20 protein-coding genes and 1 tRNA gene are annotated in these 23,858 nt (G+C 67.5%); 10 read left to right on the top strand and 11 right to left on the bottom strand.

What is annotated here, in order from left to right:
- The first annotated feature begins 247 nt into the window (after nt 1-247).
- The gene (locus JIM95_RS09490) at nt 248-1,111 is read left to right on the top strand and encodes a class I SAM-dependent methyltransferase (protein WP_200259328.1); all 864 of its coding nucleotides are present in this window, start codon (nt 248-250) and stop codon (nt 1,109-1,111) included.
- Between the two features lie 12 nt (nt 1,112-1,123).
- On the opposite strand, the gene polA is transcribed toward JIM95_RS09490, so the two are convergent.
- Nucleotides 1,124-3,784, bottom strand: coding sequence for a DNA polymerase I (gene polA, locus JIM95_RS09485; RefSeq protein ID WP_200259451.1), 2,661 nt, complete (start codon nt 3,782-3,784; stop codon nt 1,124-1,126).
- 180 nt (nt 3,785-3,964) lie between these two features.
- Here polA and JIM95_RS09480 point away from each other — a divergent pair.
- Nucleotides 3,965-4,041 (top strand) — tRNA-Leu (locus JIM95_RS09480).
- A 119-nt stretch (nt 4,042-4,160) separates the two neighbouring features.
- Here the strand turns inward: JIM95_RS09480 and JIM95_RS09475 are convergent.
- Nucleotides 4,161-4,814, bottom strand: coding sequence for a hypothetical protein (locus JIM95_RS09475; protein WP_200259325.1), 654 nt, complete (start codon nt 4,812-4,814; stop codon nt 4,161-4,163).
- 515 nt (nt 4,815-5,329) lie between these two features.
- Nucleotides 5,330-6,637 (bottom strand): hypothetical protein, encoded by a 1,308-nt coding sequence (locus JIM95_RS09470; protein ID WP_200259322.1) that lies wholly within the window; start codon nt 6,635-6,637, stop codon nt 5,330-5,332.
- A gap of 189 nt (nt 6,638-6,826) precedes the next feature.
- Between JIM95_RS09470 and JIM95_RS09465 the strand changes: the two genes are divergently transcribed.
- From JIM95_RS09465 to JIM95_RS09450, 4 genes are all read left to right on the top strand, one after another.
- Entirely contained in the window at nt 6,827-7,777 is a 951-nt protein-coding gene (locus JIM95_RS09465) for a DUF368 domain-containing protein (protein WP_200259319.1), read from the top strand.
- 79 nt (nt 7,778-7,856) lie between these two features.
- Nucleotides 7,857-8,774: an ABC transporter substrate-binding protein gene (locus JIM95_RS09460; protein ID WP_200259317.1), complete on the top strand. Its 918-nt coding sequence runs from the start codon at nt 7,857-7,859 to the stop codon at nt 8,772-8,774.
- Nucleotides 8,775-8,830: 56 nt separating this feature from the next.
- Nucleotides 8,831-9,754 carry an amino acid ABC transporter permease gene (locus JIM95_RS09455; RefSeq protein WP_200259315.1) on the top strand — a complete coding sequence of 308 codons (924 nt, stop codon included), beginning with the start codon at nt 8,831-8,833 and terminating at the stop codon, nt 9,752-9,754.
- 10 nt (nt 9,755-9,764) lie between these two features.
- Nucleotides 9,765-10,529: an amino acid ABC transporter ATP-binding protein gene (locus JIM95_RS09450; protein WP_272493693.1), complete on the top strand. Its 765-nt coding sequence runs from the start codon at nt 9,765-9,767 to the stop codon at nt 10,527-10,529.
- 360 nt (nt 10,530-10,889) lie between these two features.
- Here JIM95_RS09450 and JIM95_RS09445 read toward each other — a convergent pair whose 3' ends face one another.
- The 4 genes from JIM95_RS09445 to JIM95_RS09430 form a co-directional block, all read right to left on the bottom strand.
- On the bottom strand, nt 10,890-11,645 hold the full coding sequence (locus JIM95_RS09445; RefSeq protein ID WP_200259313.1) for a sulfite exporter TauE/SafE family protein: 756 nt from the start codon (nt 11,643-11,645) through the stop codon (nt 10,890-10,892).
- Nucleotides 11,646-11,912: 267 nt separating this feature from the next.
- A complete protein-coding gene (gene coaD, locus JIM95_RS09440; protein ID WP_200259311.1) occupies nt 11,913-12,401 on the bottom strand; it encodes a pantetheine-phosphate adenylyltransferase in 489 nt (162 codons plus the stop codon).
- Nucleotides 12,402-12,403: 2 nt separating this feature from the next.
- The gene (gene rsmD, locus JIM95_RS09435) at nt 12,404-13,021 is read right to left on the bottom strand and encodes a 16S rRNA (guanine(966)-N(2))-methyltransferase RsmD (RefSeq protein WP_200259445.1); all 618 of its coding nucleotides are present in this window, start codon (nt 13,019-13,021) and stop codon (nt 12,404-12,406) included.
- A gap of 7 nt (nt 13,022-13,028) precedes the next feature.
- Nucleotides 13,029-13,241, bottom strand: coding sequence for an acyl-CoA carboxylase biotin carboxyl carrier protein subunit (locus JIM95_RS09430; RefSeq protein WP_200259295.1), 213 nt, complete (start codon nt 13,239-13,241; stop codon nt 13,029-13,031).
- A 607-nt stretch (nt 13,242-13,848) separates the two neighbouring features.
- On the opposite strand from JIM95_RS09430, the gene JIM95_RS09425 reads away from it, so the two are divergent.
- The 4 genes from JIM95_RS09425 to pflA all read left to right on the top strand — a co-directional run bounded on the left by JIM95_RS09425 (nt 13,849) and on the right by pflA (nt 18,041).
- Nucleotides 13,849-14,268: a hypothetical protein gene (locus JIM95_RS09425; protein ID WP_200259292.1), complete on the top strand. Its 420-nt coding sequence runs from the start codon at nt 13,849-13,851 to the stop codon at nt 14,266-14,268.
- Between the two features lie 452 nt (nt 14,269-14,720).
- Complete coding sequence (locus tag JIM95_RS09420; RefSeq protein WP_200259289.1) at nt 14,721-16,820, top strand: pyruvate formate lyase family protein; 2,100 nt, start codon at nt 14,721-14,723, stop codon at nt 16,818-16,820.
- A gap of 44 nt (nt 16,821-16,864) precedes the next feature.
- Entirely contained in the window at nt 16,865-17,116 is a 252-nt protein-coding gene (gene grcA2, locus JIM95_RS11415; RefSeq protein WP_200259286.1) for an autonomous glycyl radical cofactor GrcA2, read from the top strand.
- A gap of 46 nt (nt 17,117-17,162) precedes the next feature.
- Nucleotides 17,163-18,041: a pyruvate formate-lyase-activating protein gene (gene pflA / locus JIM95_RS09415; protein WP_200259283.1), complete on the top strand. Its 879-nt coding sequence runs from the start codon at nt 17,163-17,165 to the stop codon at nt 18,039-18,041.
- A gap of 278 nt (nt 18,042-18,319) precedes the next feature.
- Here pflA and JIM95_RS09410 read toward each other — a convergent pair whose 3' ends face one another.
- Genes JIM95_RS09410 through JIM95_RS09395 form a run of 4 tightly spaced genes read right to left on the bottom strand, consistent with a single transcriptional unit; the run spans nt 18,320 to nt 23,850 of the window.
- Entirely contained in the window at nt 18,320-20,437 is a 2,118-nt protein-coding gene (locus tag JIM95_RS09410; RefSeq protein ID WP_200259266.1) for an ATP-dependent DNA helicase RecG, read from the bottom strand.
- Nucleotides 20,438-20,442: 5 nt separating this feature from the next.
- Nucleotides 20,443-22,119 (bottom strand): DAK2 domain-containing protein, encoded by a 1,677-nt coding sequence (locus tag JIM95_RS09405; protein WP_200259263.1) that lies wholly within the window; start codon nt 22,117-22,119, stop codon nt 20,443-20,445.
- Nucleotides 22,120-22,130: 11 nt separating this feature from the next.
- The gene (locus JIM95_RS09400) at nt 22,131-22,808 is read right to left on the bottom strand and encodes a uracil-DNA glycosylase (RefSeq protein WP_200259442.1); all 678 of its coding nucleotides are present in this window, start codon (nt 22,806-22,808) and stop codon (nt 22,131-22,133) included.
- Nucleotides 22,809-22,848: 40 nt separating this feature from the next.
- Complete coding sequence (locus tag JIM95_RS09395) at nt 22,849-23,850, bottom strand: thiamine-phosphate kinase (protein ID WP_200259259.1); 1,002 nt, start codon at nt 23,848-23,850, stop codon at nt 22,849-22,851.
- Nucleotides 23,851-23,858 lie beyond the last annotated feature (8 nt).

Below are 23,858 nucleotides of genomic sequence, written 5' to 3'. Positions count from 1 at the left end.
CGAAAGTGGACAGGGAATGTGTGCCATCCCGTCTCCCCCACGTGACCTGTGAGGATTCACCTGCAGAGGCAACCGGCCGAGGTGCGGCGGGAGAGAAGTCGGAGCGCAGGCTCCGGAGGGACCCGTAACGACGTTTCCCGATGCCACCCTCCTATTGTGAGCGGCATCTTGTCGCCTTTACAGACACACGAGATCAACAATAACCGGGATTCGATGTTCGGGCAACCGGAACGCCTACCATGACGGGATGAGCGATTTCGACCCCTTTCCCCCGATCCGCCCGGACCTCGGGCACGTGAGCACCGACCCCCTCGACTCCGCACTCGTCACCGACGCGGAGTCCGCCGCGGCGAACCGCGCGTGGTGGGACTCCGACGCAGCCGCCTATCACCGGGAGCATGCGGCGTATCTGGGTGCGGACTCCCCTGTCGGCGAGTTCCACTGGTGCCCGGAGATGCTGCACGAGCGGGACGTCAGGCTCCTCGGTGGCGTCCGTTCCGCCAGTGTGCTGGAGATCGGTTGCGGATCCGCCCCGTGCGCCCGGTGGTTGGCCGCCGACGGCGTCGGGTTCATCACCGCCTTCGACCTCTCACGGGGAATGCTCGAGCGGGCGGACAGCTCGGGTGTCGGGCGCCACGGCGTGGCCCTGGTCCAGGCGGACGCGATGCACCTTCCGTACCGGGACGCATCCTTCGACGTGGCGTTCAGCGCCTTCGGTGCCATTCCCTTCGTCTCCGACAGTGCCGGGCTCATGCGGGAGGTCGCCCGGGTCCTCGTTCCCGGCGGCCGGTTCGTGTTCGCCGTCAACCATCCGATGCGGTGGATCTTCCCCGATGACCCCGGGGAGGAGGGACTGACGGCCTACATCAGCTACTTCGACCGGTCCGGCTACGTCGAGCGCGATCCGGATACAAGGGAGGTGACCTACGCCGAGCAGCACCGGACGATCGGCGACCGGATCCGCGAGCTGATCGGGGCCGGTTTCGTCCTGGACGATCTGATCGAGCCGGAGTGGCCCGACGATCTCACGGAGACCTGGGGCCAGTGGTCTCCACTGCGTGGGAACCTCTTCCCGGGGACGGCGATCTTCGTGGCCCACCTTCCCCGTTGACCACGGGCCGGGTCAGTGCGCCGCAGCGTCCCAGTTCTCCCCGGACCCGGCGGACACCTCGAGCGGCACGTCGAGGGTGATCGCCCCGTCCATCTCGCGCTCCAGGATCCCCCGGACCTGGTCCAGCTCCCCGTCCGCGATCTCGACGACAAGCTCATCGTGCACCTGGAGCAGCACCCGGCTGCGGACACCGGCGGCGCGCAGTGCGGCGTCGACACGCAGCATCGCGACCTTGATGATATCGGCGGCGGTCCCCTGGATCGGGGCGTTGAGCGCGGCTCGTTCCGCGTTCTCCCGTGCCACCCGGTTCGTCGAAGACAGTTCCGGAAGGTAGCGCCGACGGCCGAAGAGCGTGGCCGTGTAGCCGTCCTGACGGGCGGTGTCGACGACCGTGTCGAGGTACCGTTTCACTCCGCCGAAACGCTCGAAGTAGTTGCCCATGATGTGCTTCGCCTCGCCCGCCGAGATATCCAGCTGCTGCGACAGGCCGAAGGCGCTCAACCCGTAGACGAGCCCGTAGGACATCGCCTTGACACGGCGCCGGAGTTCCGGTGTGACCTGATCGACCGGCACGTCGAACACCCGGGAGCCGACGAAGTTGTGCAGGTCCTCACCTTCCCGGTACGCCTGGATCAGCCCCGCATCTCCCGAGAGATGGGCCATCACGCGCATCTCAATCTGGGAGTAGTCGGCGGTGAGCAGGGTGCTGTACCCGTCGCCGACCACGAATGCGCCGCGGATCCGGCGGCCGGCCGGGGTGCGCACCGGAATGTTCTGCAGGTTCGGGTCAGTGGAACTCAACCGGCCGGTGGAGGTCACCGTCTGGTTGAACGTCGTGTGGATGCGTCCGTCATCCGCGACGGCCTTGATCAGCCCGTCGAGGGTGGTCTTCATCTTCTGGAACTCGCGGTGCGCCAGCAGATGATCGAGGAACGGGTGCGGGTGCTTTACCGCGAGCGACTCGATCTCCTTCGCCGCGGTCGAGTAGCCGGTCTTGGTCTTCTTCGTCTTCGGCATGTCGAGGGTGTCGAAGAGCACCACCTGCAGCTGCTTGGGGCTGGACAGGTTGAGGGTGTCGTCCCCGGCGATCTCACGCGCCGCGGTCTCCTCCGCCTCGACCTTCGCGATGAACTCGTCCCGCTGCTGTTCCAGTCTGTCCGTGTCCACGGCGATGCCGGCGTGCTCCATCCGTGCGAGGACAGGGATCAACGGCAGTTCCAGCTCCCGGTAGAGCGCGAACGAGTCAATCTCCTCCAGAGCCGCGGTGAGGGCGACGGCGAGATCGGCGATCGCCTCGGCCTCGGCGATGAGGCCGGTGTGGTCCTCGTGCACGTCCAGCAGGGAGAGCTGCCCGGAACCGTTCCCGGAATCAGCGCCGTCGAGCTGCCGCTGCAGGTGGCGTTGCAGGACGTCGCCGAGCCCGTAGGTGCGCTGACCGGGGCGCAGCAGGTAGGCGGCGATGGCGGTGTCGTGCGCGATGCCGGCCAGCTCCATGTTCCGGCCCGCGAACATGTGCCAGGCACTCTTCGCCCCGTGCAGGTACTTCGGGGCCGGCGAGCTGACCCACTCGGCGAGTGCCTTCTCCTCTGCGGGGTTCAGGTCCGCGACCTCGACGACGAGGGCGTGCCGATCGGCGCCGACGAACGCCACCGCCTCGATGTCCCCGGCCCCGGGGATCGCGGTACCGGCGACGGCGACGGCGAGTCCCCCCTCAGCACGGGCGCGCAGCCAGGTGTCGAGGGCCTCCACGTCCACGGTCAGGTCCGGGCGCTGTTCGGCCGGTGGTACACCGTCGGGTGTCGCTCCGTCGTATTCGACCGCCGCCAGGATCCGCTCCCGGAGGTTCGTCCCGAACTGCAGCTCGTCGAACTTCTCCGCGAGTGCGCCCACACTCGCGGGGTTGAGTTCCAGCTGATCCGGACCGTACGGCAAGTCCATGTCCTTGACCATCTCGGTCAGTTCGCGGTTCATGCGCACCTGGTCGAGGCGCTCCCGGAAGTTGTTCCCGACCTTCCCCCTGATCTCGTCGGCGTGCGCCAGCAGTTCGTCGAGGCTGCCGTACTGGGTGATCCACTTGGTCGCCGTCTTCTCCCCCACGCCGGGGATGTTGGGCAGATTGTCGCTCGGGTCCCCCCGTAGGGCCGCGAAGTCCGGGTACTGGGCCGGGGTGAGGCCGTACTTCTCCTCCACCGCGGCGGGCGTGAACCGGTGCAGGCTCGAGACACCACGCATCGGGTAGAGAACCGTCGTCGTGTCGTTGACCAGCTGGAAGGAGTCCCGGTCGCCGGTCACGATCGAGGTCTCGAAGCCGAGCGGCGCAGCGGCGACGGACAGGGTGGCGATGATGTCGTCGGCCTCGTAGTTCTCCTTCTCGATGGTGACGATACCGAGGGCCTCCATGACCTCCTTGATCAGCCCGATCTGCCCCTTGAACTCCTCCGGGGTCGCGTCCCGCTGCGCCTTGTACGCGGGGAACCTCTCGCTCCTGAATGTCTGCCGGCCCACGTCGAAGGCAACGGCCACGTGGGTGGGCTTCTCCTCCCTGAGGAGATTCGCCAGCATGGAGATGAATCCGTACACAGCGTTGGTGTGCTGGCCGCCGGTGGTGGAGAAGTTCTCCGCGGGCAGGGCGAAGAACGCGCGGAAGGCCATCGAGTGACCGTCGATGAGCATCAGTCGCTTGACGTCTTGGGGCTTTTCTGCAGAGGCACTCACGGGATACGAGTGTACTGGGCGGCGGGTGCCCGCCGGGGCGTCCGTCGCATCTTCTGCCCCGATCTACTACAGCCGGTGGGACGGGACCGTGGTCCCGTTGTGGGCCTCCGTCCCCCTTCAGGTATCATCGTCACGCACGCCCCCGTAGCCCAATTGGCAGAGGCAACGGATTCAAAACCCGTCCAGTGTGAGTTCGAGTCTCACCGGGGGCACCACGGGCAGGGAAAGCCGGCAGGATCTCCCGGATCCGACAAACGTCCGGGGACAACGCGCACAGCGCTGTTGTCCCCGGACGTTTCCGTCGGTTCACGCCGACATCCCGGGATCGCGACCCTCACGCCGCGCTCCGGAAACCCGGTCCGTGCGCCCGCCACAGCACGATGACCGTCCCGACCAGTCCCGCGGTCGCGAGGATCACACCACTGATCACCGACGACCACCGCTCGGGCCACGGGAGCATCTGCGGGGGCGAGAGCATGTGGAGGAGCTGAGGCTCCGCCGCCGCCCCGACCGGCACCAGGAGGCTGGCGACGACGCCTGTCCGGTCCGTGCGCGCGGCGAGCAGTCCACACAGGCCGAGCGGCACACACAGCAGCACACCGGCGTAGAACCACATCAGGTTGTCACGCCAGATCGTGTCGGGGTAGATCCCCACCACCCGGCCGAATCCGTAGTGGATGATCAGGGTGAGCTCCGCCGCGACGCCCCCGCCCAGAGCGGACGGGAGGGGCCGGCGGAGCCGGTAGCCTGCGAACACGGCGACGGCGGCCCAGACTGTTCCGCTGCTCAACAGCTTGCTGACGGTTTTCCGTACCACCGAGTAGGCGGTCAGTTGACCGCTCAGTTCAGCGGTGGATGTCCAGTTCGACACGGCGGACAGGACCCCCACAACGAGGCACACCGTGAGAATCTGGCGGACATCCCGCCAGAGGACCGGTTTCCCCGATCCGGCGTTCCAGGGACGAGACCCGCGATCGTCTCTATTCATGCAGGTCATCATACCGGGCGCAGTGCGGCGGAGCCTTCGTCCTGGGCCGGACACCGAACCTTTCACAGCGCCGCTCCCGGCGTCCGCCGTGGCGAGCGGCGCCGAGCCATCCCGGACCGTGCCGACCCAAGGCCCCGGGGAGGGTCCGGGCACCGGTGAGCGGGCGCTGAACGGGTATACGGCTCGCCGGATTCCCACGATCGACACACGGCCACGTCTTCGTCGCTCCCCGCAGGCGTCCGCGGCGACCCCTCCCCTGATCGTCATCCGCGGCAACCCTCGGCGGGCCGGCGGTCGGACACCGTCGGAGCGCGTGATCCGCAACCGAGCTTCCCTTGAAGGCCTCGGCGGGTGGAATCCACCCGTGGCCCGCACGTCATCCGTCACCCTGATGCCTGCGCCGTCGCCGTGGGTGACGGACACACCGTGGACGGATCGACCACCTCGTCCGGGGACGACCGGAAGCGACCGGACACAGCCCCGGAGGATGGGGTGACGGTCCCGGTCCCGGGTACTCAGCCCTTGGTGGCGACGATCTCGTCCGGCGTCGCGGGGAGGTCGACGGAGACCGGGTCCGTGCCTCCGGTCAGCACCACGGCGTGGAGTTTCCCTGCCGCGGGATCGGTGACGTAGGCGCGGTTTCCGGCGACGGCGAGCGCGGGGCGCGGTTCCTGCCACTCGTCCGGTTCCTCCCAGGGCTCGAGGACGTCGATGGTCCGGATCTCACTGGCGGTACCGGGATCGATGAGGTGGAGCTTTCCGTCGGTCCCGAGAACGACCGCGGTGCCGTCGTCCGTCATGGCAAGTGAGCGGAAGGTGTAGGACGTCCCGAGGTCGACCAACCGGAGTTCACCGGTCTCGACGTCGATGATGCTGACCCGGGTGGGATGCTCACGGCGTTCCTCCTCGGCTGCCTTCTGATCGGACTTGTAGTCCCCGAGAACGAAGCGTGAGGTACCGTTTCCGACCTGGGTGGCGATCCGTCCGTAGGGATCGGGCGACGTTGCCTTGGTGGCGCCGTCTCCACGGTGGATCAGCGCTCCGTCGGTGCAGCCGACCACGACGGCCCCGCCCCCGGCCTCAGCTGCCCCGTGTGCACCGGGACACTGTTCGAAACGCTTGAGCTCCGAACCGGACGCGTCGTATTCGGCGATGCCGATCCGTTCGGCATCGTCGTCCGCGATGGTGGCGACGTAGGTGCCGTCCTCGTTCCGGACCGCGATTCCGTGGTGCGGGGGCAGCGTGAACTGCTCGGACACCGTCATGCCCCCCAGATCCACGTCGGTGACCGTTCCGGTCTTGTCGTCGAAGAGAACGGCGTGACCTTCTCCGCCGACGACATGTCCGGGCTTGACGGCGTCCACCGTGAACTGGAGCAGGGACGGGTCACCCGCGAAGTGGTGTGAGTGGTCACCGTGGCTCTGTGAGTAGGAGCCGATGTCGAGGACGCGGAATCCGCCGGGTGTGGAGACGAAGACGTGCCGGTCGTCACCGGCGCGGTTGAGCCGCAGGTATCCGTCCTCGGGCAGATCGGCGATGACCGCGGGCGCTGTTCCGGCCCCCGGATCCCCGGCGTCCAGGACGGTGATCCCGCCCTCATGGGCCACGGCGATCCTGGGCTGGGCACGGCGGGACTCGGCGAGCTCTCCCGCCTCTCCGTCGGATTCTCCGTCACGGTGTTCCGCGTTCGTCGTCGGCGGAGTCGTCTCACCGGAGGATGACGGGGTTTCCTCGGTGGAGGGGTCGGCGCCGCATGCCCCGAGCAGGAGCGCCGATGCGGCGAGAACCCCGATCAGGGTTCGGTTCTTGGTGGTGGATGTCATGGGAATAATTAAACGGTATTGATTTTCATTGTCAACTTCGGGTGGTTTTCCGGCACTCCCCCTCTCGGGTGTCGACCCCGACGCGGGACACGTCTCCGCTCCCGGAGCCGGCTGGAAACCCGTGTAATCTTTCCCCGGACACCGCAGCCCGATCAGTCGGGAAGTTCGTACCGAAGGAAACCAGGAACCATGAGTCAGTCCCCATCACCAGCACGCACCCGTACGGGCATCGGCGAAATCCTGCTCAATGTGATCCGCGGCGGACTCATAGCACTCGCGGAACTCGTGCCCGGTATCTCGGGAGGCACCATCGCCCTCGTCGTCGGTGTCTACGAACGTGCCCTCGACGCGGGCAACGATCTCATCACACTGGCGAAATCGTTCCTCACCGACCGCCCGAACATCCGGAGGAACGCGCGTGCGGTCGACTGGGGGCTCATCATCCCGGTCGGAACGGGAATGCTGCTCACGGTGTTCGCACTCGCCGGAGTCATGAAGAGCTTCGTCGAGAACCAGCCCGAGATCTCCCGGTCGTTGTTCCTCGGCATGGTCGCGGCCTCCATCATGGTCCCCCTCCGGATGGTCGACCGGACTGACCTGCGGAAGAGGGGTGCCGTCGCGGGGATCCTGTTCGTCGTCGCCGCCACCGGCACCTTCGTGCTCACCGGCTTCACCGCGGCCGAGAACACCTCCCCGGCGCTCCCCCTCGTCTTCGTCGCCGCGGCGTTCGCCGTCTGCGCGCTCGTTCTTCCCGGGGTCTCCGGTTCCTTCCTTCTCCTGGCACTCGGACTGTACGGTTTCGTCCTCGGCGCGGTGCACGACCGGGATCTCACGGTGATCGCGGTATTCGTCGCGGGAGCCGGCACGGGAATCATCCTTTTCATCCGCCTGCTCGGATACCTCATGCACCAACACCGCACCCTGACCCTGGTCACGATGGCGGGCCTGATGCTCGGATCCCTGCGCGCACTGTGGCCGTGGCAGACCGCGGACGCCGAACTCCTCACCCCCTCCGGCAACGTCGGCGTGTCCGCCCTGTTCATCGTGATCGGCGCCGGGGCTGTGGTGGGCACACTCCTGGCCGAGCGGATGACACAGCACCGCAACCATCAGGTGAAGGCCCTCCGCGACCTCAGCTGATCCGGAAGCACGACCGACAGACCCCGGATGGCGGACAGGGCGGCTAAAGCAGTTGTTAAGCATGGGTTAGAATCGCTTCATGCTTTCCCACTTCCCCCGTACCGGTGGCACCCGGAGCCGCCTCGCCGCCACGCTGACCGCCTCGGCCCTGGCACTCACCGCCTGCGTGACCAACGAAGAGACCGGCCACCCCGACGGGTGGGAGGAACTCGACATCGCCGCAGTTCCCGAGATCGCCGCCATGGTGCCCCCGGAGATCGCGGCGGACGGCACGATCACGATCGGGACGAACGTGCCCTACGCCCCCGCCGAATTCAAGGACTCGGCCGGCGACATCATCGGTTTCGACATCGATCTCGCCCGCGCCGCCGCACAGGTGATGGGCCTCGAGCTCGAGGTGGCGGACCAGGACTTCTCGCTCATTCTCCCCTCGGTGAGTGCCGGCACCGTGGATTTCGGGGCATCGAGCTTCACCGACAACGAGGAACGGCGACAGAGCTACGACTTCGTCGATTACCTCTACGCCGGTATCCAGTGGTCCGCCCAGACCGGAGACCCGGTGGATCCGGACAACGCCTGCGGACTGACCGTCTCCGTCCAGCGGAACACCGTCAGCGAGACCGACGACATCAACCCCAAGTCCGAGGCGTGCGTCGAAGCGGGCCTGGAACCGATCACGAAACTCGCCTACGATTCCGCGGACGGCGCGGCCACCGCGCTGGTCCTCGGGCGGGCGGACGCCATGTCGAGTGACTCCCCGGTCGCGGACTTCGCGGTCGCACGCGCGGACGGGAAGATCGAGACCACCGGCGACCTCTTCGACGCGGCCCCCTTCGGATGGCCCGTACCGAAACAGTCCCCGCTCGGTCCCGCCCTCGCCGCTGCGCTCCAGCACCTGGTGGATACCGGGGACTACGAGCGCATACTCGGCTTCTGGGGGATCGAGCACGGCCTCATCGAGACCGCACAGATAAACGGAGAGCCGTACCGGCCCTGAGCGACGCATCCCGCAGCCCCACCCGACCGACATTCTCACAGACACAGAGGATCCCCATGCCACACACCACCGCCACGGCGCCGAAACCCATCGAGGCGAAACAGCTGCGTCATCCGGGCCGCTGGATCGCCTCCGCCCTCCTGCTGCTCATCGCCGTCGGAGTGCTCTATTCGGTCGCCACCAACGAGGCTTTCTCCTGGGACGTCTACCGCAGCTACGTCTTCGACACACGGATCCTCACCGCCGCCGGACGCACGATCCTCCTGACGATCCTCGCGATGATCATCGGTGTCGTCCTCGGCGCCATCATGGCGGTCCTCCGGATGTCGCCGAACCCGGTCATGCGGTCGGTGTCGTGGTTCTACCTCTGGATCTTCCGGGGAACCCCCGTGTACGTGCAGCTGGTCTTCTGGGGTCTGCTGTCCACGCTCTACCAGACCATCAACGTCGGTGTCACCGAAATCGACGTCGAGACGCTCCTGCAGAACACATTCTTCCTCGCGGTCATCGGCCTCGGGCTCAACGAGTCCGCGTACATGGCGGAGATCGTGCGTGCAGGCATCCAGGCGGTCCCGGAGGGACAGACCGAGGCTTCCAAGGCACTCGGCATGAGCTGGTGGCAGACGATCCGCCGCACCGTTCTCCCGCAGGCCATGCGCATCATCATCCCTCCGACCGGCAACGAGCTGATCTCCATGCTCAAGACCACCTCGCTCGTGGTCGCGGTGCCCTACTCACTCGAATTGTTCGGCCGGTCGATGGACATCGCCAACAGCCTCTTCCAACCGGTTCCGATGCTGATGGTCGCCGCGACCTGGTATCTGGTGATCACCTCGGTCCTCATGGTCGGTCAGTACTACCTCGAACGCCACTTCGCCCGCGGCTCGTCGCGAGAACTGTCCTCGCGCCAGCTCGCCGCACTCGCCGACGCCGAGGGTGTCCCGCCCAGCAACATCACCGTCTCCCCGACCACGAAGTAGGACTACTCACATGACAGACCTCATGATCGACGCACAACAGGTGTGCAAGAGCTTCGGACAGCTCCAGGTGCTCAAGGGCATCGATCTCCGGGTGCCCCGGGGATCCGTCACGTGCCTGATCGGGCCCTCCGGCTCCGGTAAATCGACGATGCTGCGCTGTGTGAACCACCTCGAGAAGTTCAACGCGGGACGCCTCTACGTCGACGGCGAACTGATCGGCTACCGGGAACGCGACGGAATCCTCCACGAGATCTCCGAGAAGGAGGCCGCCCGGCAGCGCGCAGACATAGGAATGGTGTTCCAGAGCTTCAATCTCTTCCCCCACCGTACCGTCATCGAGAACATCACCGAGGCCCCGATCCAGGTCAAGCGTGTCCCCGCGGACAAGGCCCGGAAGAAGGCCCTCGAACTGCTCGACCAGGTGGGCCTGGTCCACAAGGCCGACGCCTACCCTGTCCAGCTGTCCGGTGGACAACAACAGCGTGTCGCCATCGCCCGCGCAGTCGCGATGGACCCGAAGCTGATGCTCTTCGACGAGCCGACCTCCGCACTCGACCCCGAACTCGTCGGTGAGGTGCTCGGCGTGATGAAGCAGCTCGCCGCCGACGGCATGACCATGCTCGTGGTCACACACGAGATGGGGTTCGCCCGCGAGGTGGCCGACCAGGTCGCGTTCATGGACGCCGGTGTGGTCATCGAGTCCGGACCGCCCTCGCAGGTGATCACGAATCCGCAGCACGAACGCACGCAGGCGTTCCTCTCTTCCCTCCTCTGATCGTCCGTCACCGCGTTCGGTGGCGGTGCGGCGCCGGGGATGAGGGGATCGGTGGCGCCCCGTGTCCCCGGCGCCACCGAGCACATCAACCGGTCGATCGACGCACCCGGACACGAGCGAACCGGTTTCGCCGTACCGACCCTGCCCGTCGGTGTCGTCGGGGTCTCCCGCCGGACGGCACCGTCGAAATCGAAAACCTCGCTCCGCGGGGCCGGCGCACGGAGTCTCCCACAGCGGCCCAACCACGTGATCCAGCCCGGTCCCGGTCGCGGAAGGGCCCGGATCCCCGTCTCGTGGTGGTCCGGCACGAAGCCACCCGACCACGCGTTCGCGCGAAGCGCGAAGATCGCCGAGCGGTCGTCAGGAGCCGAGGGAGGTGACGCCCTGGATGATCGCGGTGATCCCGCCGAGACCGGCGACGGTCAACGCGGTCCGGCGTGCGGCCTCCCGGGGGATGACCCGCGACAGCATGGTCCCGCCGAAGATCCCCACGAGCATACCGACGAAGGCCACCGGCCAGATCGCCGGCGGCACGGCGGTCACCGAGCTTGCACCGAGGAGAATCTTCAGGATGAAGGACAGCCCACCCGAGATCACGAACAGCGGCTGCAGGGTAGCGGCGAGCATCTGGTGCTGCCACCGAGCGGCCTGCGCGTAGACGGTGATGGCGGGCCCCGCGGCGCCCGCGAGGGTATTCATGAACCCGCCGATGACACCGGCGGTGAACAGACTGCCGTTGCCGGAGACATGCGGGATGTGGCGCCGTCCGCCGAGGACGACAGCCAGGGCGATGAGGAGGAGCGCACCGACGATGATCTGCAAAGGTGCAGCGTTGATCGCACGGATGAGGAACACCCCGGGAAAAGCCCCCACGAGGAGGGGAACGGCGAGCAGCCTGACCTTCCGCCAGTCGACGTACTGCCGCACCGTCCAGGTGGTCAGCGCCGCGTTCACGGCGGCCAGGGCGTTGACCACCAGAACACCGTCCGCGGGGCCCAGGAGTATCGCCAGGACCGGGACGACGAGGAGCCCGAATCCCATGCCCGATATGCGCTGCAGGCAGGACCCCAGGATGACGATGATCACCGTGATCGAGACGGTGGCGAGGACACTCATGCGGGGAATGGTACAGCCGCGGCCGGGATTCACCGTGTCGGCCCCGAATTGGGCCGCTCCGGCCGCACTTCCGCCGGTCCGGCGGCACCGGAACCTGTGCGGATGCAGACATGTTGTTCCGGCAGAGGGGTACAGCGGGGGTGACTCCCGGAGACCAACCGTCTCAGTCCCGTCCCGCCTCCGGCGACACCGGACCGCGGGACCTGGCGTGGCATTCGGTGGCGACGCCGAACCCGCACCGCCGAATATCCGGCGAGGTCGGGCCGGTCAGTGCCCGGTGGCACCGTCCGAGAACTTCGCACGGATAGCCGTGGCGACGTTCGGCGGGAGAATCCCCGACACGTCGCCGCCGTGCCGGGCCACCTCCTTGCACAGGGTGGACGAGATGTACCCGTACTTCGGGTCCGTCAGGAGGAAGAACGTGTCCACGCCCGACAACCTCCGGTTGATCTGGGCCATCGGCAGCTCGTACTCGTAGTCGATCCCGGAACGGAGGCCCTTGACCAGGGCGGTCACACCGTTCAGCGTGGTGTAGTCGACGAGCAGTCCCGACCAGGTGTCGACGGTGATACCCGGTATCCCGGAGACCGCCTCCTCGATGAGTCGGACCCGCTCATCCATCGTGAAAAGGCCCTGCTTCTTCGGGTTGACCGTGACCAGAACCGTGACCTCGCCGAACTGGTCGGCGGCGCGCCGGAAGATGTCGAGATGCCCCATGGTGACGGGGTCGAAGGATCCCGGGCAGACGACCTGCATCGTCACTCCCCTGTCTCGTCGTCGGATGAGCGGACGCCGGCCGCGTCCCCGGCCAGATCGGCGTGGAAGACGGCCATGTCCATCCGGGCGCGACCGTAGGTCCGTTTCTTCAGCTTCTGGGTGGTCGGTACGTAGCAGGCGGGCCACGCCGTTTCCGGGGACTCGACGTGCCGTTCGACGACGACCGCGGCGCCATCCGCGAGAGCCGGAACCAGGGCGGTCAGCATCTCCGCCACCGCCTCATCCGCGAGCTCGTAGGGGGGGTCGGCGAGAACCATGTCGAAGTGCCCGCGGGGCGCACCCGCGACGTAGACGGAGGCCTTCATCTCCGCGACGGTGACGTTCGGATGCCCGACGACCGTGGCATTGTGCCGGATGGTGTCCGCGGCAGCCCGGTTGTTCTCGACGAGCACGACCTCGTCGGCGCCACGCGACGCCGCCTCGAGACCGAGTGCACCGGATCCGGCGAACAGATCCAGGACCCGTCTGCCGGCGAATCCGAACCTCACCTGCAGTGAGGAGAACAGGCCCTCGCGTGCCCGGTCACTGGTCGGGCGGGTCCCCGCCGGCGGGACCTTGATCTTCCGTCCCCGGGCCTCACCGGAAATGATGCGGGTCAGACCCATGTCAGTTCTCCTCCAGTTCGAGTAGCACGTCACCGCCGGTCACATCGGCGAAGTCGGGGAACCTCCGCCCCCGGACGACCCCGGGACCCGGGGCGATGACGGGAGCCTCGAGTTTGACCGTCTCGACGACGGCGACGGGGTTCCCGGTGTCCACGTGTTCACCGTCCGCCACCGTGTAGCGGACTATTCCGGCGAACGGAGCACAGATTCTCATGGCTTTCAGCCTATCGCACCGCCGGAGTGGGGAGAGCGACCGACCGGGCGCCGTCACACCGGCCGGGATCAGCCCCTGAACGGGGGCGCCACACCTAGTAGATCCGCTGCGGACAGGCTCCGGATGGAGCAGAATCGCAAGCAGACGGTTCGTCGTCGGTCCCGTCATCATCAGCCGTTTCCGCCGCGTCGACGACGGCGGGGAGCCCTGAGGAGAGACCATGTCCCCAGAACGACCACCGAACGATACCTCGGGCTCCACGGGCGGCCCCTATCCCGGGCCCGGTCCGGGATCCCCGTACCCCCGGCTTCCCGGGGATGCGCCCGGCGCCGGTTTCGGCGGACCGGGCCCCACCGGGAACACCCAGCCCGGGCCTCCCCCCGGTTTCCATCCCCCACCGCCGGGCCCCGGCGTCCCCCAGGGACCGGGCCCCGGCTACTTCCCGCAGGGCGCACCCCGCGGACCGCACCAGGGTCCGCTCCCCGGGTCCCCTCCTCCCGGCTGGCGCCCGGGGCAGTCCCCCGTACCCACGCCTCAGCCCCGGGGAAACCGACGGAGGCACTCCGCCGGGGACGGCGAACGGAAGCCGTTCTTCCGTAGGTTCGGGATGTTCTTCGCCGGTTTCGTGGCGGGTCTCATGACCTGGGCGGTCGGTCTCGGTGTCTCCTCCTACATGGTCGACCGCGACATGGAGAATGCGGAGCGGACACTGTATTTCCACGACGGCCCCAGCGTCGGTCCCGGTAAACACGAGGTCGACGTCGACGCCGAAAGAAGCTGGTACTGGTCGCCGGGCGGCGACTCCTGCACCTGGCGCGTACTCGACGCACGGGGGAAGGTGCTCTCCGAGAAGAGTGACTGGGTCAATGAGCTGGCGGACCTCCTCGATCCGAAGGCCGCCGTCTTCGAGTCCCTGGGATGCGGCGACTGGCGGCCCGTCTCATTCCCGAACGAGGTGCTGATGGGACCGGACGCGCCCCGGGTGAAACCGATCCCGGCGGGAAGCACCCCGGGAATCTCGCTCTGACCTGACGGGAACCTGGCCCCGTCGCGGGCCGGTTGACCCTCCCCGACTTCCGTGATGCGGGGGCGGTCCGGGACCTTCGGATACTCTACCCCCCGGACAAAGGTGGGGTGATCATTCCCACAGCCGGGCGTCACCGCTCGCGGAAAGCTGAAAAATACGTTTTACCTGTAGTTTCAGAGAACCGGCCTGCACCGGGGTGACCATTCCACCCCCGTTGTCGGTGGAATGTCCTGCACGCTTCCGACTACCAGGCGTAGCGTCGAAAACGTTGACGCGATGAGCTCTCCATGGAGCCTGACGCCACCCCCGATTCTTCAGGGGACGGAAGGCCAGTCGAACGCGATGGGTTATTCGACCGCTGAACACCAGTCTGATGGGGCTCGTTCGCGTGAGTGAACCTGAAACCTGGATCCCCCAGTTGACACCCCGTCTTGGAAAGGTCTGAAGCAACCGTGACCACATTCGCTCCAACCCCCACCGACACCGACTCGCCCTGGGAAGGGTTCGAGACCGGTCTCTGGTGTGACCACATCGATGTCCGCGATTTCGTTCAGCGGAACTACTCCCCCTACACCGGCGACGCGGCGTTCCTCTCCGGACCGACCGCCAAGACCCTCCGGGTCTGGGACACACTGGAGAAGGACTATCTCGCGGAAGAACGCAAGCGCCGGGTGTACGACGTCGACACGCACACACCCGCGGACGTGGACGCATTCCCCGCGGGCTACATCTCCGAGGACGACGATGTCGTCGTCGGCCTGCAGACGGACGTTCCGCTCAAGCGGGCGATGATGCCCAACGGTGGCTGGCGGATGGTGGAACAGGCGATCCGCGAAGCGGGCAAGGAGCCCGACGAGCGGGTCAAGGAGATCTTCACCCGCTACCGCAAGACACACAACGACGCAGTCTTCGAGATCTACACCCCGCGGATCCGGGCAGCCCGGTCCTCCCACATCATCACCGGTCTCCCGGACGCCTACGGACGCGGACGCATCATCGGTGACTACCGTCGCGTCGCGCTCTACGGTGTCGACCGCCTCATCGAGGACAAGGAGGCCGCCAAGCACGCGGTGGGTTCGGATCCGTTCAGCGAGCACTGGTGCCGTTACCGCGAGGAGCACTCCGAGCAGATCAAGGCCCTGAAGAAGCTGAAGAAGATGGCCGAGGCCTACGGTTTCGACATCTCCCGCCCCGCCGCGACAGCACAGGAGGCCGTGCAGTGGACCTACTTCGGATACCTCGCCTCCGTGAAGAGCCAGGACGGCGCCGCGATGTCCTTCGGCCGTCTGTCCCCGTTCTTCGACATCTACTTCGAGCGTGACCTCGCCGCGGGCCGGATCACCGAGGAGGACGCGCAGGAGATCATCGACCAGCTGGTCCTGAAACTGCGGATCGTCCGGTTCCTGCGCACCATCGACTACGACCAGATCTTCTCCGGCGACCCGTACTGGGCGACCTGGTCCGACGCCGGCTTCGGCCAGGACGGACGGCCGCTGGTGACGAAGACCGCGTTCCGTCTGCTCCAGACCCTGCGAAACCTGGGCCCGGCACCGGAGCCGAACATCACGGTGTTCTGGGATCCGGCACTGCCCGAGGGCTACAAGGAGTTCTGCGCCGCGATCTCCATCGAGACCTCCTCGATCCAGTACGAGTCCGATGCGCAGATCCGCAGCCACTGGGGTGACGACGCCGCGATCGCCTGCTGCGTCTCCCCCATGGCCGTCGGCAAGCAGATGCAGTTCTTCGGTGCCCGCGTCAACGCGGCCAAGGCACTGCTCTACGCCATGAACGGCGGACGTGACGAGGTCTCCGGAAAGCAGGTCGTCGAAGGTTTCAGGCCCGTCGAAGGTGACGGCCCTCTCGATTTCGACGAGGTCTGGCACAAGTACGAGGACATGCTGGACTGGGTGATCGGCACGTATGTCGAGGCACTCAACATCATCCACTACTGCCACGACCGCTACGCCTACGAGGCTGTGGAGATGGCACTGCACGACTCGGACATCCAGCGCACGATGGGCTGCGGTATCGCCGGTCTGTCCATCGTCGCGGACTCCCTCTCCGCGATCAGGTACGCGAAGGTCTACCCCGTCCGGGACGAGACCGGGCTGATCGTCGACTACCGCACCGAGGGAGAGTTCCCGATCTACGGCAACGACGACGACCGGGCCGATGACATCGCGGCGACGATCGTGCACACCGTCATGGCGAAGATCAAGGAGATCCCGATGTACCGGGATGCCATCCCGACACAGTCGGTGCTGACCATCACCTCGAACGTCGTGTACGGCAAGGCGACGGGTGCCTTCCCCTCCGGGCACAAGGCCGGTACGCCGTTCTCTCCGGGCGCCAACCCGGAGAACGCACTCGACTCGCACGGTATGGTCGCCTCGATGCTGTCCGTCGGCAAGCTCGACTACAACGACGCGCTGGACGGAATTTCCCTGACCAACACCATCACACCTTCGGGCCTCGGTCGGACGCCTGATGAGCGGATCCGGAACCTCGTCGGTGTCCTCGACGCCGGATTCATCATCGACGGCGACGACTGACCCGTTTTCCTTCCCATCCACCACAACTCAAAGGAGCATCACCCATGTCATCCCTCTCTTTCGACGAGCGCCTCGCCGACATGAAGTCCAACCGGGCCGCAACGCACTCCGACTCGGGTCTCTACCACGCCAACATCAACGTCCTCGACCGTTCGACCCTCGAGGACGCGGTGGAGAACCCCGACAAGTACCCGAACCTCACCGTCCGGGTGTCGGGTTACGCGGTGAACTTCGTGAAGCTGACGAAGGAGCAGCAGCTCGACGTCATCTCCAGGACGTTCCATGAGGGCGCCTGACACAACCTCCCGCTGAGGCACGGAAGTACCGCGAAGGAGCACCCCCATGTCCGACGGCATAAACTCGCCCGTCATCATCGCCCCCTCCGAGGGGCCGAAGGTGCGGGGAACCGCCGAAGGCATCGGTGGTGCCCACTCCGTCCTGCCCGATGACGCCGAAGGCCGCAGGAAACTGTTCGCGGCCCGGCGCACGGGCGATGTCGGTCTGGTCCACTCCTGGGAGCTGGTGACCGCGGTCGACGGCCCGGGCACCCGGATGACGCTGTTTCTCTCCGGATGCCCGTTACGGTGCCAGTACTGCCACAATCCGGACACGATGGAGATGCGGACGGGCACCCTGGAGACCGCCGAGGACATCATCGCCAAGGTGAAGCGCTACCGGGCGGTGTTCAGGGCCTCCGGCGGAGGGCTGACCATCTCGGGCGGCGAACCGCTGTTCCAGATCGCGTTCGCCCGGCGGGTGTTCACCGCCTGTCACGACGCCGGGATCCACATCGCCGTGGACACCTCCGGGTTCCTCGGTTCGCGGTTGACCGACGCGGACCTCGACTCGATCGATCTGTTCCTCCTCGACGTGAAGTCGGGGGACCCGGACACCTACCGCCACGTGACCGGCAGGGAACTGCAGCCGACCATCGATTTCGGTGACCGCCTCTCGGCACACGGAAAGAAGATCTGGATCCGGTTCGTTCTCGTCCCCGGGCTCACCGACGACCCCGACAACGTGGGCAAGGTGTGCGACATCGTCTCCCGGTGGAAGGACTCCGTGGAGCGCGTCGAGGTGCTGCCGTTCCACAACATGGGCCGGGACAAGTGGCACGAACTCGGCATGCACTACAACCTGGAGGACACGAAACCGCCCTCCCCCGAGGAGACCGAAGCGGTCCGCGACCGGTTCCGGGCCCGCGGATTCACCGTCCACTGAACCGCCGCCGCAGACCGCTGCCCCGCGATGGTTCGTTGTGTGGGTGGTTTCCTCCCGTACGGGGCCTGTCGTCCCACGGTCACTCCCGACGGCGGATACGGTCTCCTCTTCCGCCGGCGCGGGTCCACGCACACCACCCGGCCACCGGAATCCCGGCGCCCTCCCGGTGGCTCCGCGTAAAACATCACCGGCCCACGGGGTCCGGTGATCGCTCCCGTACCCCGGCCGGACACCGGCGGTGGAGAACACGGGGCCCTGGGTCGCCGGGTCCCCAACCGTCACGTCTTGTCGATGAACTCCTGCTCCTCGACCTCCACGTCGCTGACCAGCTGCTCCGCGAGTCCGCGGTTCCGGGTCACGAGGTCCGCCGCGTCCCGGGAGGCCCGCTCGATCACCGGAGCGTCGTCGATGAGGTCGAGCAGCCGGACGTGACGGCGTCCACCGGACTGCGCGGTGCCGAGGACATCACCCTCCTGCCGGGAACGCAGATCCAGCTCCGCGAGGCGGAAACCGTCCGTCGTCGCGGCGATCGCGCTGATCCTCGCGAAGGAATCGGAGTCCTCCGGTTGGTCGGTGTGCAGGAGACAGAGTGAGGCGTGCCCGCCACGGCCCACCCGACCGCGCAGCTGGTGCAGCTGACTGACCCCGAAGTTGTCGGCCTCGCGGACGTACATCACGGTGGCGTTGGGCACGTCGATGCCGACCTCGATGACGGTCGTGGACACGAGGATGTCGATCCCGCCGGCAGCGAAGTCGGACATCACCCGATCCTTGTCCTCGGGGTGCATCCGGCCGTGGAGCAGCCCCACGGTGAGATCGGGGAAGATATCCCCGCGCAGGAGCTCGAAGGTCTCGGTGACCCCGCCCCCGCCGTCGATGCGTGGGCAGACGACGAACGCCTGGCGGCCCGCCGCCACCTCCTCACGGATACGTTCCCACGCCCGCCGGACCCAGGCGGGCTTCGATCCGGGGACGACGCAACTGATGATCGGGCGACGACCGCCGGGCAGTTCGCGGAGGGTGGAGACCCTGAGGTCACCGAACGCCGTCATCGCGATGGTGCGGGGAATCGGGGTCGCCGTCATCACCAGCAGGTGCGGTGTCCCGCCGTCGCGACCGGCGCTACGCAACCGGTCGCGCTGTTCGACACCGAAGCGGTGCTGCTCGTCGACGACGACCATCCCGAGATCGAAGAACTCGACCCCGTCCTGGATGAGGGCATGGGTGCCGACGACGATGTCGGTCTGTCCGGAGACGGTGTCGAGCAGCGCCTGTCGACGGCGTGCCACGGTCATCGAGCCGGTCAGGACCGTCACGGTCGCGGGGACACCGGCCGCAATGAGGCTCGCCGTGATGCTGCGGGCGTGCTGGACGGCGAGCACCTCGGTCGGCGCGAGCAACGCGCACTGTCTACCGGAGTCGACGACCTGGAGCATGGCCAGCAGTGCGACGATCGTCTTTCCGGAACCGACCTCCCCCTGCAGCAGCCTGCTCATCGGTACCGGGACGGCGAGTTCCCCGGTGATGTCGGCACCGACCTCCCGCTGGCCGTCGGTCAGCGGAAACGGGAGGTTGGCGAGCATCGTCGCCTTCTGTCCGTCCGGAACCTCGGGGCAGGCGGGTGCGACGCGGGCTGAGGCGTCAGCACGACGCAGGGCCATGACGAGTGCCAACGACAGGGCCTCGTTGTACTTCAGACGCTCGATGAAAGGCTCCGGGCCCCGGTCGTCGGGTTGGTGGATTCCACGGATCGCCTCGTCGAAACCGACCATGCCGTCGGGCACCACGTCGAGCGGTTCGGGTATCGCGGGTGTCTGGGTGAGTACGGCGTTCACCGCGCCGAGCAGCGCCCAGCTCGTCACCCCCTTCTTTCCCGGGTAGACGGCGAGGTACTCGAGCTGGGAGAGCAGCTCCTCGAGTTCCTCCGGGGATCCGAAGTCACCGAGGGTGCGCAGCGATCCCGTGGCGAACTGTCTGCGCCCGGGTTCCGGGAGGATGACGTACGCGGGGTGGGAGATCTCGGCCTGTCCGCGGAACACCCGGAGTTTGCCGGAGAACATCGCCCGGACACCGGCCTTGAGTTGTCTCGCCGGGAGTCGGGCCTGGAAGAAGGTGGCCGAGAGGGTGTTGGCGCCGTCACTGATCGTGATCCGGTGCATCTGCTTCCCGGTGGACGTGTACCCGGTCCTGGCCGAGATCACGGTACCGACGCAGGTGACGGTGTCGCCCGGCTCCGCGTCGTCGACGTTGACTCCGGCACCGTGGTGCGACCAGGCCCGCGGAAAATGCAGGAGGAGTTCGTCGACGGTGGTGTACCCGAACGCCTTCTCCAGTGCGGCGGCGTTCTTCTTCGGGATCAGATCGTCGATTCTCCGGGGGTCCAGCCAACCGAGCATGGGCGCTACTCCACCCCGACCTCGGCGAGGTGCGCCAGTCCCTCGGCCGGATACACCATCACCTCTATCTCGGCACCGCGCTCCACCGCGCTGTTGACACCGGGAAGCTGATCGATGAACCGGGCGAGATCGATCTCCGCGGCGGCTTCATCGGTCAACAGCAGGGTGACCAGTTCGCCGCCCCGCCCGAGCAGCCGGGCGCAGGTCTGTTCGAGTGCGGTCTGCAGGTCATCGGCCACGGAGAGGACACCCGTCCCGCTGGTGACGAGGATGTCACCGCGGGAACACGGGCCGGCGAGGGTGAGTGCGGCCTTCTCGGCACGCTGCAGGATCGCGGTACGCATGGAACCCGCGGCTTCGGCCATGGCGTAGGAATCGACCGCCACGGGTTGTTCCGGATCGTGGACCGCCAGCGCGGCGATGCCGCTGACGAGCCGTGCGGTGGGCAGGATCGTCATGGTGCGTTCCGCCGCGTGTGCGGCGAGTTCCGCCGACACCATCTCCCTGCGGGTGAGCAGGCCGTTCGGGAGGAGGATGACCTCGCCGATTCCGCGGGTACGCAGTTCCGCGAGAATCCTCGAGACCGTGTCGGTGGTGCCGTCGTCGCCGTCGCCGGTGGCATCCGGGGTGATGACGATCGCACCGGCCTGCCGGTAGAGCTCCGCGAGCGGTCCGTCCGGGGCGAGTGCCATGACCGCACGGCGGAGCGTCTCCACCTGCGGGCTCTCCGGCAGCACCTCGAGTCGGAGATCACTCACTTCGCCGGACCGGTACAGCTCCTCGATCACGGGACCGGGAACGCTGCTGTGGATGTGGACGGTCGCTGAACGGACGGGGCCGTCCGGATCGGTGTCGGCGGGTGCGAGGATGAGGCTGTCGCCCATCTCCGCCAGGGTCGCGCGGAGAGTCCCGAGGGCGTCCTCGTCCTCACCGGTCAACCGGATGAAGCACATGATCTCGAGTGCGCGGGGCCTGCCGTGGCGGGCGTCGCAGACGGTGCTGTCCTCCACCACCGGGTGAACCCCGGGATGCCCGAAGGAATCGATCACGCCGTCCTCCCGGGCGATGCCCTCGATCTCGTCGAGCAGCGACTGGAGCAGAACCACGAGGCCCGCCCCGCCCGCGTCCACGACACCCGCCGACCGGAGGACCTCCAGTTGGGAGGGGGTCTTCATCAGTGCGGTGCGGGCGGCGTCCACGGCGGCGACGGCCGTCTCCCGGAGCCCTCCCCCGGCCTGCGCCGCGGCGACGGCGGTCGCCCGGAGGACGGTCACGACGGTGCCCTCGACCGGGTCGGTGATGGCGCGGTCGACGAGCCGCACGGCGATGGCCAGCGAGTTCTTCAGGCACTCGCCGTCGATGCTTCCGCTCGCTGCGGCCTGGGCGATACCGCTGATCACCTGGCTGAGCACCACACCCGAGTTTCCCCGGGCACCGCGCACGGATCCCGCGGCGAGTGCGGCGGCCACCGCGTGCGCGCTCTCCTTCTCGGCGTCGTCGAGACGGGCGGCTTCCGCGAGCGCCGCCTCCATGGTGTAGGTCATGTTCGACCCCGTGTCCGCGTCCGGCACCGGGAAGACGTTCAGCCCGTTGATCTCCTCGCGGCGGGTGGAGAGAGCGTCCACCGCCCGTTCCGCCCACGAAAGGAGGGCGGTACCGTCGAGGGATACGTCAGAGGCCATGATCGACAAGTCTACAGACGCCAGTCCACCGGCTGCGCGCCCTGGGAGGCGAGGATCTCGTTGGCGCGGCTGAACGGGCGGGATCCGAAGAAACCGCGGTGGGCCGACAGCGGGGACGGGTGCGGGGAGCAGATGCACGGGGTGTCACCGAGGAAGCGTCGCGTGTTCTGCGCGTCGCGCCCCCACAGGATCGCGACGAGGGGGCGCTCCCGTTCGGCGAGGGCGGTGATCGCCGCCTCGGTGATCTCCTCCCATCCCTTCCCACGGTGGGACGCAGCGGCACCGGGACGCACCGTGAGAACCCGGTTGAACAGTGCGACGCCCTGCTTCGACCAGGGGGTGAGGTCACCGTCGTCCGGCACGGGGAACCCCAGGTCGTCCGAGTACTCCCGGAAGATGTTGGCCAGCGACTTCGGCAGCGGACGCACGCCCGGCTGGGTGGAGAAGGACAGTCCCATCGCGTGCCCCGGTGTGGGATACGGGTCCTGACCCACGATGAGGACCTTGACCTGGTCGAAGGGGTAGGTGAACGCCCTCAGCACATCAGCTCCCGCGGGGAGGTAGCCGCGGCCCGCCGCGTTCTCGGCGCGGAGGAAGTCTCCCATCCGGTGGATCGCCGGAGCCACCGGTTCGAGAACCCGCCGCCAGCCATCCTCCACGGGGAGGGGGGCGGTGTGGTCGGCGGACATCTGCACGGGGTTTTCTGTGTCACTCATCTCCACTCCGAGTCTAGGGTGCCGCCGCCGGCCGCGGGAAACTGTCCCAACCCGCGCTGTGGGCGGGGGGCACGGAATCGACGGTGACGGCCGCGCCGGCACGGCGACGGTGGACCGCCCCGATGACGCGGAAACCGCTGGGCGCGTCCTTTGACGTCGTGCCGATGAGGGTGTGGTCCTCCCCGCCGGTGAGGACCCAGCTCCAGGGGTCCATGCCCAGGTGCTCACCGGCGGCGGTGAGGAGTTCGTCGGGTGCGATGGCGATGCCCGCGAGGTCGATGCCGACCTCGCTGCGTCGGGCGATGGTGCCGAGGTCGGTGATCAGACCGTCCGAGTTGTCAGTCATGGAGGAGGCTCCGGTGGCCCGGGCGATGACCCCCCTGCCCGGATCGAGGGTGGGGGCGAGATGTGCGTCGACGAGTTCGGAGAACTCCGCGGGAACCCCCTCCCGCCCGTACCTCCGCAGGAGCGCAAGGCCTGCCGCGGAGTATCCGATGCGCCCCGATGCGACCACGGCCTGGCCCGGGCGGGCCGCATCCAGGGTGAGGGCGGGCAGGCTCCCGCCGAGATGGCCGATGGCGCTGACGCCCACCACGATGTGCTCTCCCCCGGTGAGGTCCCCTCCGGTGAGATCTGCACTGTAGGCGGAGACGCGTTCGCCGACTCCGCGGGCGAGATCGGTGATGAAGTCGAGGGGGGTGTGTCCCGGTGCGGAGAGCGCGAGGACGACGGCGACGGGCCGGGCACCCATCGCCTCGATGTCCGCGAAGTTCTGTACGACGGCCTTGTGTCCGATCTCCGCGGCGCGGGACCAGTCGAGGCGGAAGTGCCGTCCCTCGACGAGCATGTCCGTGGTGACCACGGTGCGGGTGTTGGGGTTCGGCAGCGGGAGTACCGCAGCATCGTCCCCGTTGCGGCGGGACGGAACCGCGTCCAGGATCGCCCGGATCGTGGCACGTTCCCCGATCTCGGCGACGGTCGGCCCGGCGTAGCGGCTGGGAAATACGGTGGACACGGGGGAGA

This window comes from Corynebacterium antarcticum (assembly GCF_016595285.2).
Lineage (GTDB): Bacteria > Actinomycetota > Actinomycetes > Mycobacteriales > Mycobacteriaceae > Corynebacterium > Corynebacterium antarcticum.
The sequence above is the reverse complement of the archived record's forward strand: the minus strand, read 5'-3'. Positions and strand labels throughout refer to the sequence as shown.